The organism is Ewingella sp. CoE-038-23 (assembly GCF_040419245.1).
Taxonomy (GTDB): domain Bacteria; phylum Pseudomonadota; class Gammaproteobacteria; order Enterobacterales; family Enterobacteriaceae; genus Ewingella; species Ewingella allii.
The window spans coordinates 80,419-93,523 of record NZ_JAZHOH010000003.1 but is presented as its reverse complement, the minus strand read 5'-3'; the positions used below and the strand labels follow the sequence as shown (position 1 = coordinate 93,523).

At 57.0% G+C, this 13,105-nt stretch carries 9 protein-coding genes and 2 pseudogenes; all 11 read left to right on the top strand.

Annotated elements, in window-relative coordinates:
- Positions 1-206: 206 nt before the first annotated feature.
- Positions 207-728 (top strand): RNA polymerase sigma factor FecI, encoded by a 522-nt coding sequence (fecI, locus tag V2154_RS24005; protein WP_001572456.1) that lies wholly within the window; start codon positions 207-209, stop codon positions 726-728.
- Positions 725-1,678, top strand: a complete 954-nt coding sequence (gene fecR, locus V2154_RS24000) for a ferric citrate uptake sigma factor regulator FecR (protein ID WP_017146590.1) — start codon at positions 725-727, stop codon at positions 1,676-1,678. The genes fecI and fecR overlap by 4 nt, the downstream gene beginning before the upstream one ends.
- Before the next feature lie 86 nt (positions 1,679-1,764).
- A complete protein-coding gene (gene fecA, locus V2154_RS23995) occupies positions 1,765-4,089 on the top strand; it encodes a TonB-dependent Fe(3+) dicitrate receptor FecA (protein ID WP_020325014.1) in 2,325 nt (774 codons plus the stop codon).
- Positions 4,090-4,133: 44 nt separating this feature from the next.
- A complete protein-coding gene (fecB, locus tag V2154_RS23990; RefSeq protein ID WP_046360980.1) occupies positions 4,134-5,036 on the top strand; it encodes a Fe(3+) dicitrate ABC transporter substrate-binding protein FecB in 903 nt (300 codons plus the stop codon).
- Positions 5,033-6,031 (top strand): iron-dicitrate ABC transporter permease FecC, encoded by a 999-nt coding sequence (gene fecC / locus V2154_RS23985; RefSeq protein ID WP_046360979.1) that lies wholly within the window; start codon positions 5,033-5,035, stop codon positions 6,029-6,031. Before fecB ends, fecC begins: the two co-directional genes overlap by 4 nt.
- Positions 6,028-6,984, top strand: a complete 957-nt coding sequence (gene fecD, locus V2154_RS23980; protein ID WP_099065436.1) for a Fe(3+) dicitrate ABC transporter permease subunit FecD — start codon at positions 6,028-6,030, stop codon at positions 6,982-6,984. The genes fecC and fecD overlap by 4 nt, the downstream gene beginning before the upstream one ends.
- Complete coding sequence (gene fecE, locus V2154_RS23975; RefSeq protein ID WP_001572449.1) at positions 6,985-7,752, top strand: Fe(3+) dicitrate ABC transporter ATP-binding protein FecE; 768 nt, start codon at positions 6,985-6,987, stop codon at positions 7,750-7,752.
- Between the two features lie 98 nt (positions 7,753-7,850).
- Positions 7,851-8,042, top strand: a pseudogene (gene tnpB, locus V2154_RS23970) (IS66 family insertion sequence element accessory protein TnpB); the annotation flags it as partial.
- A pseudogene (locus tag V2154_RS23965) lies at positions 8,034-8,527 on the top strand (IS1-like element IS1B family transposase); the annotation flags it as partial. The pseudogenes tnpB and V2154_RS23965, both read left to right, overlap by 9 nt.
- Positions 8,528-8,788: 261 nt before the next feature.
- Positions 8,789-9,871: a DNA-binding transcriptional repressor LacI gene (gene lacI, locus V2154_RS23960; protein ID WP_024193489.1), complete on the top strand. Its 1,083-nt coding sequence runs from the start codon at positions 8,789-8,791 to the stop codon at positions 9,869-9,871.
- Positions 9,872-9,993: 122 nt separating this feature from the next.
- Positions 9,994-13,065 carry a beta-galactosidase gene (gene lacZ / locus V2154_RS23955; RefSeq protein ID WP_046361013.1) on the top strand — a complete coding sequence of 1,024 codons (3,072 nt, stop codon included), beginning with the start codon at positions 9,994-9,996 and terminating at the stop codon, positions 13,063-13,065.
- Positions 13,066-13,105 lie beyond the last annotated feature (40 nt).

The window sequence follows — 13,105 nt, the reverse complement described above, 5'->3', positions numbered from 1 at the left end:
TCAATAATAGCAGACCACATCATGATGTCATTCTGACCGACAGATGCCAGAAGCAGAGGATCCATCCCATTTTATACCTACCTTATAACACTTAGAAAAACAACATGTTAAAAATGTTTATTGGAAACAATTTTATTTCCAATTGTAATGATAACCATTCTCATATTAATATGGCTACGTGATAATTAACTTTTGATGCACTCCGCATGTCTGACCGTGCCACTACCACAGCTTCCTTAACGTTCGAGTCGCTTTATGGCACCCATAACGGCTGGTTGAAAAGTTGGCTGACGCGCAAACTCCAGTCTGCTTTTGATGCAGATGACATTGCCCAGGACACTTTTTTGCGGGTAATGAGCAGCGAAACGCTCTCGACGATCCGCGATCCTCGCTCTTTCCTGTGCACTATCGCCAAACGCGTGATGGTGGACCTGTTTCGCCGAAACGCGCTGGAAAAAGCGTATCTGGAGATGCTGGCGCTTATGCCGGAGGGGGTAGCGCCTTCACCTGAGGAACGCGAAAGCCAGCTCGAGACCCTACAACTCGTCGACAGCATGCTGGACGGGCTAAACGGAAAAACACGTGAAGCGTTTCTGCTTTCGCAACTGGATGGCCTGACATACAGCGAGATTGCGCACAAACTCGGTGTTTCCGTCAGCTCCGTGAAAAAATACGTGGCGAAAGCCGTCGAGCACTGCCTGCTGTTTCGTCTGGAGCATGGGTTATGAATCCTTCGTTAACCGATTCCCGCCGTCAGGCGCTGCGTTCAGCTTCCCACTGGTATGCCGTGCTAAGCGGCGAGCGCGTCAGCCCACAACAGGAAGCGCGCTGGCAACAGTGGTATGAACAGGATCAGGATAACCAGTGGGCCTGGCAGCAGGTTGAAAACCTGCGCAACCAGCTTGGCGGTGTGCCTGGCGACGTTGCCAGCCGGGCGCTGCACGATACCCGCCTCACCCGCCGTCACGTGATGAAAGGATTACTGCTGTTGCTCGGCGCTGGCGGAGGCTGGCAACTCTGGCAGTCGGAAACCGGCGAAGGTCTGCGGGCAGATTACCGCACCGCCAAAGGCGCAGTCAGCCGTCAGCAACTGGAAGATGGCTCCCTGCTCACGCTGAATACCCAAAGCGCGGCGGATGTGCGTTATGATGCGCATCAGCGCACCGTCCGGCTCTGGTACGGTGAAATCGCCATTACTACCGCGAAAGATGCGCAGCAACGCCCCTTCCGCGTCCTGACCCGTCAGGGCCAACTCACCGCTTTAGGGACAGAATTTACCGTCCGCCAGCAGGATAATTTCACGCAGCTTGACGTGCAGCAGCACGCCGTGGAAGTGCTTCTCGCCAGTGCCCCCGCGCAAAAACGCATCGTGAACGCTGGTGAAAGCCTGCAGTTCAGCGCCTCTGAGTTTGGCGCAGTGAAACCGCTGGATGACGAGAGTACAAGCTGGACGAAGGGCATCCTGAGCTTCAGCGATAAACCGCTGGGTGAGGTGATAGCCACGCTAAGCCGTTACCGCAACGGCGTGCTGCGCTGCGATCCCGCCGTTGCCGGGCTGCGCCTGAGCGGGACGTTCCCGCTGAAAAATACCGATGCGATCCTGAACGTTATCGCTCAAACGCTTCCCGTTAAAATTCAGTCTATTACGCGGTACTGGATAAACATTTCACCGCTGTAAGAAAAATAATTCTCATTTCGATTGTCCTTTTTACCCTTCTCGTTCGACTCATAGCTGAACACAACAAAAATGATGATGGAGAAGGTATGACGCCGTTACGCGTTTTTCGTAAAACAACACCTTTGGTTAACGCCATTCGCCTGAGCCTGCTGCCGCTGGCCGGTCTCTCGTTTTCCGCTTTTGCTGCACAGGTTGATATCGCACCGGGATCGCTCGACAAAGCGCTCAATCAGTATGCCGCACACAGCGGAATTACCCTCTCGGTTGACGCCAGCCTGACGCGCGGCAAGCAGAGCAACGGCCTGCACGGAGATTACGACGTCGAGAGCGGCCTGCAACAGCTGCTGGACGGCAGCGGACTGCAGGTAAAACCGCTGGGAAATAACAGCTGGACGCTGGAGCCCGCGCCCGCGCCAAAAGAAGATGCCCTGACCGTGGTCGGCGACTGGCTGGGCGATGCGCGTGAAAACGACGTATTTGAACATGCTGGCGCGCGTGACGTGATCCGCCGTGAGGATTTCGCCAAAACCGGCGCAACCACCATGCGTGAGGTGCTTAACCGCATCCCTGGCGTCAGCGCGCCGGAAAACAACGGCACCGGCAGCCACGACCTGGCGATGAACTTTGGCATCCGGGGCCTGAACCCACGCCTCGCCAGCCGCTCGACCGTCCTGATGGACGGCATCCCCGTCCCCTTTGCCCCTTACGGTCAGCCGCAGCTTTCACTGGCTCCCGTTTCGCTCGGCAACATGGATGCCATTGACGTGGTGCGCGGTGGTGGTGCGGTGCGTTACGGACCGCAGAGCGTGGGCGGCGTGGTGAACTTTGTTACCCGCGCCATTCCGCAGGACTTTGGTATCGAGGCGGGGGTGGAAGGTCAGCTCAGCCCAACCTCTTCACAAAACAACCCGAAAGAGACGCACAACCTGATGGTGGGCGGCACAGCGGACAACGGTTTTGGCACCGCGCTGCTCTACTCCGGCACGCGCGGCAGTGACTGGCGCGAGCACAGCGCCACCCGCATCGACGACCTGATGCTGAAAAGCAAATATGCGCCGAATGAGGTGCACACCTTCAACAGCCTGCTGCAATATTACGATGGTGAAGCCGACATGCCCGGCGGCCTGTCCCGCGCGGATTACGACGCCGATCGCTGGCAATCCACCCGCCCGTATGACCGCTTCTGGGGCCGTCGCAAGCTGGCGAGCCTGGGCTACCAGTTCCAGCCGGACAGCCAGCATAAATTCAACATTCAGGGGTTCTACACCCAAACCCTGCGCAGCGGCTACCTGGAGCAAGGCAAACGCATCACCCTCTCGCCGCGTAACTACTGGGTGCGCGGTATTGAGCCACGCTACAGCCAGAGCTTTATGATCGGCCCTTCCGCGCACGAAGTGGGCGTGGGCTATCGCTATGTGAATGAATCAACGCATGAAATGCGTTACTACACCGCCACCAGCAGCGGGCAGTTGCCGTCTGGCTCAAGCCCTTACGACCGCGACACGCGTTCCGGCACCGAGGCGCACGCCTGGTATCTGGATGACAAAATCGACATCGGCAACTGGACCATCACGCCGGGTATGCGTTTCGAACATATCGAGTCATACCAGAACAACGCCATCAAAGGCACGCACGAAGAGGTGAGCTATAACGCACCGCTTCCGGCGTTGAACGTGCTCTATCACCTGACTGATAGCTGGAATCTTTATGCAAACACTGAAGGCTCGTTCGGCACCGTACAGTACAGCCAGATTGGCAAGGCTGTGCAAAGCGGCAATGTGGAACCGGAAAAAGCGCGAACCTGGGAACTCGGTACCCGCTACGACGACGGCGCGCTGACGGCGGAAATGGGGCTGTTCCTGATTAACTTTAACAATCAGTACGACTCCAACCAGACCAACGACACCGTCACTGCACGTGGCAAAACGCGCCATACCGGGCTGGAAACGCAGGCACGTTACGACCTGGGTACGCTAACGCCAACGCTTGATAACGTTTCCGTCTACGCCAGCTATGCGTATGTGAACGCGGAAATCCGCGAGAAAGGCGACACCTATGGCAATCAGGTGCCATTCTCCCCGAAACATAAAGGCACGCTGGGCGTGGACTACAAGCCGGGCAACTGGACGTTCAATCTGAACAGCGATTTCCAGTCCAGCCAGTTTGCGGATAACGCCAATACAGTGAAAGAGAGCGCCGACGGCAGTACCGGCCGTATTCCCGGCTTCATGCTCTGGGGCGCACGCGTGGCGTATGACTTTGGCCCGCAGATGGCAGATCTGAACCTGGCGTTCGGTGTGAAAAACATCTTCGACCAGGACTACTTCATCCGCTCTTATGACGACAACAACAAAGGCATCTACGCAGGCCAGCCGCGCACGCTGTATATGCAGGGGTCGTTGAAGTTCTGATGTGTTAACGCCCGGCTTGCCGGGCTTTTAGCTGGAATGTGACTATGTTGGCATTTATCCGTTTTCTTTTTGCAGGCCTGCTGCTGGTGATCGGCCACGCCTTTGCCGCCACGGTTCAGGACGAACACGGCACGTTTACACTCGATAAAACGCCACAACGGATTGTGGTGCTGGAACTCTCGTTCGCCGATGCGCTGGCCGCCGTGGACGTCAGCCCGATCGGTATTGCCGACGATAACGATGCAAAACGCATCCTGCCCAAAGTGCGTGCGCACCTGAAACCGTGGCAGTCCGTCGGAACGCGCGCGCAGCCGAGCCTGGAAGCCATTGCTGCCCTGAAACCAGACCTGATCATTGCCGACAGCAGTCGCCATGCGGGGATTTACACCGCCTTGCAGCAAATCGCGCCGGTACTGCTGCTTAAGTCCCGCAACGAAACCTACGCTGAAAATTTGCACTCAGCGGCTATCATCGGCGAAGTGGTAGGTAAAAAACGAGAGATGCAGGCGCGTCTGGAACAACATAAAGAGAAGATGGCGCAGTGGGCCAGCCAGCTTCCCACAGGGACACGCGTGGCCTTTGGCACATCACGCGAACAGCTATTCAACCTGCATACCCAGGAGACCTGGACCGGCAGCGTGCTGGCTTCTCTGGGGCTGAACGTTCCCGCTACGATGGCGGGCGCGTCCATGCCGTCCATCGGCCTGGAGCAACTGCTGGCGGTCAATCCTGCCTGGCTGCTGGTTGCCCACTATCGCGAAGAGAGCATTGTTAAACGCTGGCAACAAGATCCGCTCTGGCAGATATTAACCGCCGCGCAGAAGCAGCAGGTTGCTTCAGTCGACAGTAACGCCTGGGCGCGGATGCGCGGTATTTTTGCCGCAGAGCGTATTGCCGCTGACACGGTAAAAATCTTCCACCATCAGCCGCTTACCGATGTGAAATGACCGCGCTAAAACACCCGGTGCTGCTGTGGGGGCTTCCCGTTGCAGTACTTATTATTATTTTCTGGCTGAGTCTGTTTTGCTACTCGGCCATTCCTGTTTCCGGAGCAGACGCAATCCGCGCCCTGCTGCCTGGACACACGCCAACGCTACCAGAAGCGCTGGTGCAAAACCTTCGTTTGCCGCGAAGCCTGGTCGCCGTTCTGATCGGCGCAAGCCTGGCGCTCGCGGGCACGCTGCTGCAAACCCTGACCCACAACCCAATGGCCTCTCCTTCACTGCTCAGCATTAACAGCGGCGCGGCGCTGGCTATGGCGCTTACCAGCGCGCTGAGTCCGACGCCGGTTGCAGGCTATTCCCTGTCGTTCATCGCGGCATGCGGGGGCGGCGTGAGCTGGCTGCTGGTCATGACCGCAGGAGGCGGGTTTCGTCATACCCAGGACAGAAACAAACTGATCCTCGCGGGTATCGCGCTGTCGGCCTTTTGTATGGCCCTGACCCGCATCACCCTGCTGCTGGCCGAAGATCATGCTTACGGCATCTTTTACTGGCTGGCAGGCGGAGTGTCCCACGCCCACTGGCAGGATGTCTGGCAGCTCTTGCCGGTGGTGGTCACTGCAGTCCCTGTCGTGTTGCTGCTGGCGAATCAACTGAACCTGCTCAACGTCAGCGACAGTACCGCCCATACGCTGGGAGTGAACCTGCCGAGACTACGTTTGATCATCAATATGTTAGTGCTGCTTCTGGTTGGCGCGTGCGTCAGTGTGGCAGGTCCGGTGGCGTTTATCGGCCTGCTGGTGCCACATCTGGCGCGCTTCTGGGCAGGCTTCGATCAGCGCAACGTACTGCCGGTGAGCATGCTGCTGGGGGCCACGCTGATGCTGATGGCAGATGTACTCGCACGCGCGCTGGCCTTCCCCGGCGATCTGCCCGCAGGCGCAGTGCTGGCGCTGATTGGCAGTCCTTGCTTTGTCTGGCTGGTGAGGAGGCGAGGATGAAAATTGCGCTGGTCATTTTCATCACCCTTGCCCTGGCAGGCTGTGCGCTGTTATCACTCCATATGGGGGTGATCCCCGTGCCGTGGCGCGCGCTGCTGACCGACTGGCAGGACGGACGCGAGCATTATTATGTATTGATGGAGTACCGACTGCCGCGCTTGCTGCTGGCACTGTTTGTCGGTGCAGCCCTCGCCGTGGCGGGCGTGCTGGTACAGGGGATTGTGCGTAACCCGCTAGCATCACCGGATATTCTCGGCATTAACCATGCCGCCAGCCTTGCCTCTGTGGGAGCACTGCTTCTTATGCCATCACTATCCGTGATGGTGCTGCCGCTGCTGGCCTTTGCGGGCGGTATGGCGGGGTTGATCTTGCTGAAGATGCTGGCAAAGACCCACCAGCCGATGAAGCTGGCGCTCACCGGCGTGGCGCTTTCCGCCTGCTGGGCGAGCCTGACGGATTACCTGATGCTCCTGCACCCGCAGGATGTAAACAGTGCCCTGCTGTGGCTGACGGGTAGCTTATGGGGGCGCGACTGGCACTTTGTGAAGATTGCCGTGCCGTTGCTCATTCTGTTTTTGCCGCTGAGCCTGCGCTTTTGTCGCGATCTCGACCTGCTGGCGCTGGGCGATGCACGAGCAGCCACGCTCGGCGTGTCGGTTCAGCGCACCCGGTTCCAGGGGCTGATGCTGGCTGTCGCGATGACAGCAACCGGCGTGGCCGTCTGTGGCCCGATAAGTTTTATTGGTCTCGTCGTGCCGCACATGGTGCGCAGGATCGCCGGCGGGCGTCACCGCTGGCTGATGCCCGTTTCGGCCCTGACGGGCGCGTTGTTGCTGGTCATTGCCGATCTGCTGGCACGAATCATTCATCCGCCGATGGAGCTTCCGGCAGGCGTGCTGACCGCCATTATCGGCGCACCGTGGTTTGTCTGGCTGCTTGTGAGAATGCGATAAATGAGATTACGTACTGAAAATCTGACCGCCAGCTATGGCGCACAAACCGTGCTGGATGGACTTTCTCTCGCCCTGCCTGCCGGAAAAATCACGGCCCTGCTCGGCCCTAACGGTTGCGGGAAATCGACGCTGTTGAACTGTTTTTCTCGCCTGTTAACACCAGACTCTGGCGAGATATTGCTTGATGAAAAACCCATAGCCGGTTTTTCCGCCCGCCAGCTGGCTCGCCGCCTGGCTTTACTGCCGCAACACCATTTATCCCCCGAGGGGATCACTGTACGGGAGCTGGTTTCCTACGGCCGCAGCCCGTGGCTGTCGTTGTGGGGGCGACTCTCCGCGGAAGACAACGAGCGGGTCAACGTGGCAATGAGTCAGACCCGGACGCGCAATCTGGCTGACCGCAGGTTAACCCAGCTTTCCGGCGGCCAGCGCCAGCGTGCGTTTCTGGCGATGGTGCTGGCACAGGATACCCCACTCATTCTTCTTGATGAGCCTACGACCTACCTCGATATCAATCATCAGGTTGAACTGATGCGCCTGATGGTTGAACTCAAAAGGCAGGGGAAAACCGTAGTGACGGTACTCCACGATCTGAATCAGGCCAGCCGCTATTGCGATCATCTGGTGGTACTGGCAAGCGGTCGCGTGATGGCGCAAGGTGCTCCGGAAGCAGTGATGAAACCAGAGCTTCTAAAGACGGTGTTCAGCGTAGAAGCGGAAATCCATCCCGAACCGGTATCTGGCAGACCCATGTGTGTGGTGAAGTAGTCTGGCGAAGTCATAAGGATCATCACAGGACAGATAAAGGAAGTGATAACCACCTGCCAACAGGCACCAAAATCTGGCTGGTTGCCGGTATCACCGACATGCGCAACGGCTTCAATGGTCTCGCCGCAAAGGTGCAGACGATGCTGAAAGATGACCCGATGTCCGGCCATGTCTTCATCTTCCGGGGCCGCAGCGGCAGTAAGGTCAAACTGCTGTGGTCCACCGGCGACGGGCTGTGCCTGCTGACCAAACGGCTGGAACGCGGCCGCTTCGCCTGGCCCTCTGCCCGCATTATGGGCGTTGGCCTCAACACGATTTTCCGCCATTTAAAAAACTCAGGCCGCAGTCGGTAACCTCGCGCATACAGCCGGGCAGTGACGTCATCGTCTGCGCGGAAATGGACGAACAGTGGGGATACGTCGGGGCTAAATCGCGCCAGCGCTGGCTTTTTTACGCGTATGACAGGCTCCGGAAGACGGTTGTTGCGCACGTATTCGGTGAACGCACTATGGCGACGCTGGGGCGTCTTATGAGCCTGCTGTCACCCTTTGACGTGGTGATATGGATGACGGATGGCTGGCCGCTGTATGAATCCCGCCTGAAGGGAAAGCTGCACGTAATCAGCAAGCGATATACGCAGCGAATTGAGCGGCATAACCTGAATCTGAGGCAGCACCTGGCACGGCTGGGACGGAAGTCGCTGTCGTTCTCAAAATCGGTGGAGCTGCATGACAAAGTCATCGGGCATTATCTGAACATAAAACACTATCAATAAGTTGGAGTCATTACCCGATATTCTGGGTAATGCTGTCAACCTGTTGATGACTATTTTAATCTGTAGTCATTCAATCCTTGTAACATCAGGATGATCCTGGTGTCAGTGAAAATACGAAATCAACACGTTGGTATCATTACCCACCTGTGAACTGACGTCGGCATTTTGAATCTCACTTCGGCGTGCCCCCTCCGAATGGCGCAAAACATTTCGTGGTATGGCATGATAGCACCCGAAGAGAGTCAATTCAGGGTGGTAAATGTGAAACCAGTAACGCTATACGATGTCGCAGAGTATGCCGGTGTCTCTTATCAGACCGTTTCCCGCGTGATGAACCAGGCCAGCCACGTCTCTGCGAAAACGCGGGAAAAGGTGGAAGCGGCGATGGCGCAGCTGAACTACATTCCCAACCGCGTGGCACAACAACTGGCGGGCAAACAGTCGTTGCTGATTGGCGTTGCTACCTCCAGTCTGGCCCTGCACGCGCCGTCGCAAATTGTCGCGGCGATTAAATCTCGCGCCGATCAACTGGGTGCCAGCGTGGTGGTGTCGATGGTAGAACGAAGCGGCGTCGAAGCCTGTAAAGCGGCGGTGCACAATCTTCTCGCGCAACGCGTCAGTGGGCTGATCATTAACTATCCGCTGGATGACCAGGATGCCATTGCTGTGGAAGCTGCCTGCGCTAATGTTCCGGCGTTATTTCTTGATGTCTCTGACCAGACTCCCATCAACAGTATTATTTTCTCCCATGAAGACGGTACGCGACTGGGCGTGGAGCATCTGGTCGCATTGGGTCACCAGCAAATCGCGCTGTTAGCGGGCCCATTAAGTTCTGTCTCGGCGCGTCTGCGTCTGGCGGGCTGGCATAAATATCTCACTCGCAATCAAATTCAGCCGATAGCGGAACGGGAAGGCGACTGGAGTGCCATGTCCGGTTTTCAACAAACCATGCAAATGCTAAATGAGGGCATCGTTCCCACTGCGATGCTGGTTGCCAACGATCAGATGGCGCTGGGCGCAATGCGCGCCATTACCGAGTCCGGGTTGCGCGTTGGTGCGGATATCTCGGTAGTGGGATACGACGATACCGAAGACAGCTCGTGTTATATCCCGCCGTTAACCACCATCAAACAGGATTTTCGCCTGCTGGGGCAAACCAGCGTGGACCGCTTGCTGCAACTCTCTCAGGGCCAGGCGGTGAAGGGCAATCAGCTTTTGCCCGTCTCTCTGGTGAAAAGAAAAACCACCCTGGCGCCCAAGACGCAAACCGCCTCTCCCCGCGCGTTGGCCGATTCATTAATGCAGCTGGCACGACAAGTTTCCCGACTGGAAAGCGGGCAGTGAGCGCAACGCAATTAATGTGAGTCAGCTCACTCATTAGGCACCCCAGGCTTTACACTTTATGCGTCCGACTCGTATGTTGTGTGAAATTGTTAGCGGATAACAATTTCACACAGGATACAGCTATGACTATGATTACGGATTCACTGGCCGTCGTATTACAACGTCGTGACTGGGAAAACCCTGGCGTTACCCAACTTAATCGCCTTGCAGCACATCCCCCTTTCGCCAGCTGGCGTAATAGCGAAGAGGCCCGCACCAATCTCCCTTCCCAACAGTTGCGCAGCCTGAATGGTGAGTGGCAATTTGTCTGGTTTCCGGCACCAGAAGCGGTTCCGGAAAGCTGGCTGGAGTGCGATCTTCCTGTCGCCGATACTGTCGTCGTCCCCTCAAACTGGCAGATGCACGGTTACGACGCGCCCATCTACACCAACGTGACCTATCCCATTACGGTCAATCCGCCATTTGTTCCCACGGAGAATCCGACTGGTTGTTACTCGCTCACATTTAATGTTGATGAAAGCTGGCTACAGGAAGGCCAGACGCGAATTATTTTTGATGGCGTTAACTCGGCGTTTCATCTGTGGTGCAACGGGCGCTGGGTCGGTTACGGCCAGGACAGCCGTTTGCCGTCTGAATTTGACCTGAGCACATTTTTACGCGCCGGAGAAAACCGCCTCGCGGTGATGGTGCTGCGCTGGAGTGACGGCAGTTATCTGGAAGATCAGGATATGTGGCGGATGAGCGGCATTTTCCGTGACGTCTCGTTGCTGCATAAACCGAGCACGCAAATCAGCGATTTCCATGTAGCCACTCACTTTAATGATGATTTCAGCCGCGCTGTACTGGAGGCAGACGTTCAGATGTACGGCGAGCTGCGCGATGAGCTGCGGGTGACGGTTTCTTTGTGGCAGGGTGAAACGCAGGTCGCCAGCGGCACCGCGCCTTTCGGCGGTGAAATTATCGATGAGCGTGGTGGTTATGCCGATCACGTCACCCTACGTCTGAACGTCGAAAACCCGAAACTGTGGAGCGCCGAAATCCCGAATCTCTATCGTGCGGTGGTTGAACTGCACACCGCCGACGGCACGCTGATTGAAGCAGAAGCCTGCGATGTCGGTTTCCGCGAGGTGCGGATTGAAAATGGTCTGCTGCTGCTGAACGGCAAGCCGTTGCTGATTCGCGGCGTTAACCGTCACGAGCATCATCCTCTGCATGGTCAGGTCATGGATGAGCAGACGATGGTGCAGGATATCCTGCTGATGAAGCAGAACAACTTTAACGCCGTGCGCTGTTCGCATTATCCGAACCATCCGCTGTGGTACACGCTGTGCGACCACTACGGCCTGTATGTGGTGGATGAAGCCAACATTGAAACCCACGGCATGGTGCCAATGAATCGTCTGACCGATGATCCGCGCTGGCTACCCGCGATGAGCGAACGCGTAACGCGAATGGTGCAGCGCGATCGTAATCACCCGAGTGTGATCATCTGGTCGCTGGGGAATGAATCAGGCCACGGCGCTAATCACGACGCACTCTATCGCTGGATCAAATCTGTCGATCCTTCCCGCCCGGTACAGTATGAAGGCGGCGGAGCCGACACCTTCGCAACCGATATTATTTGCCCGATGTACGCGCGCGTGGATGAAGACCAGCCCTTCCCGGCTGTGCCGAAATGGTCCATCAAAAAATGGCTTTCGTTGCCTGGAGAGACGCGCCCACTGATCCTTTGCGAATACGCCCACGCGATGGGTAACAGTCTTGGCGGCTTCGCTAAATACTGGCAGGCGTTTCGTCAGTACCCCCGTTTACAGGGCGGCTTCGTCTGGGACTGGGTGGATCAGTCGCTGATTAAATATGATGAAAATGGCAATCCGTGGTCGGCTTACGGCGGTGATTTTGGCGATACGCCGAATGATCGCCAGTTCTGCATGAACGGTCTGGTCTTTGCCGACCGCACGCCGCATCCGGCGCTGACGGAAGCAAAACACCAGCAGCAGTTTTTCCAGTTCAGTTTATCCGGGCGAACCATCGAAGTGACCAGCGAATACCTGTTCCGTCATAGCGATAACGAGCTCCTGCACTGGATGGTGGCGCTGGATGGCAAGCCGCTGGCAAGCGGTGAAGTGCCTCTGGATGTCGCTCCACAAGGTAAACAGTTGATTGAACTGCCTGGACTACCGCAGCCGAAGAGCGCCGGACAACTCTGGCTAACGGTTCACGTAGTGCAACCGAACGCGACCACATGGTCAGCAGCCGGACACATCAGCGCCTGGCAGCAGTGGCGTCTGGCGGAAAACCTCAGCGTGACACTCCCCTCCGCGCCCCACGCCATCCCGCAACTGACCACCAGCGAAACGGATTTTTGCATCGAGCTGGATAATAAGCGTTGGCAATTTAACCGCCAGTCAGGCTTTCTTTCACAGATGTGGATTGGCGATAAAAAACAACTGCTGACGCCGCTGCGCGATCAGTTCACCCGCGCACCGCTGGATAACGACGGCGTAAGTGAAGCGACCCGCATTGACCCTAACGCCTGGGTCGAACGCTGGAAGGCGGCGGGCCATTACCAGGCCGAAGCAGCGTTGTTGCAGTGCACGGCAGATACGCTTGCCGACGCGGTGCTGATTACCACGGTCCACGCGTGGCAGCATCAGGGGAAAACCTTATTTATCAGCCGGAAAACCTACCGGATTGATGGAAGTGGTCAAATGGCGATTACCGTTGATGTTGAAGTGGCGAGCAATACGCCACATCCGGCGCGGATTGGCCTGACCTGCCAGCTGGCGCAGGTAGCAGAGCGGGTAAACTGGCTCGGATTAGGGCCGCAAGAAAACTATCCCGACCGCCTTACTGCGGCCTGTTTTGACCGCTGGGATCTGCCATTGTCAGACATGTATACCCCGTACGTCTTCCCGAGCGAAAACGGTCTGCGCTGCGGGACGCGCGAATTGAATTATGGCCCACACCAGTGGCGCGGCGACTTCCAGTTCAACATCAGCCGCTACAGTCAACAGCAACTGATGGAAACCAGCCATCGCCATCTGCTGCACGCGGAAGAAGGCACATGGCTGAATATCGACGGTTTCCATATGGGGATTGGTGGCGACGACTCCTGGAGCCCGTCAGTGTCGGCGGAATTCCAGCTTAGCGCCGGTAGCTACCATTACCAGTTGCTCTGGTGTCAAAAATAATAATAACCGGGCAGGCCATGTCTGCCCGTATTTCGCGTAA

Bases quoted from the DNA above. Each gene is read 5' to 3' on its own strand.
- fecA (WP_020325014.1), top strand. From the start codon at position 1,765: ATGACGCCGTTACGCGTTTTTCGTAAAACAACACCTTTGGTTAACGCC.
- fecI (WP_001572456.1), top strand. From the start codon at position 207: ATGTCTGACCGTGCCACTACCACAGCTTCCTTAACGTTCGAGTCGCTT.
- fecE (WP_001572449.1), top strand. From the start codon at position 6,985: ATGAGATTACGTACTGAAAATCTGACCGCCAGCTATGGCGCACAAACC.
- fecB (WP_046360980.1), top strand. From the start codon at position 4,134: ATGTTGGCATTTATCCGTTTTCTTTTTGCAGGCCTGCTGCTGGTGATC.
- fecD (WP_099065436.1), top strand. From the start codon at position 6,028: ATGAAAATTGCGCTGGTCATTTTCATCACCCTTGCCCTGGCAGGCTGT.
- fecC (WP_046360979.1), top strand. From the start codon at position 5,033: ATGACCGCGCTAAAACACCCGGTGCTGCTGTGGGGGCTTCCCGTTGCA.
- lacZ (WP_046361013.1), top strand. From the start codon at position 9,994: ATGACTATGATTACGGATTCACTGGCCGTCGTATTACAACGTCGTGAC.
- fecR (WP_017146590.1), top strand. From the start codon at position 725: ATGAATCCTTCGTTAACCGATTCCCGCCGTCAGGCGCTGCGTTCAGCT.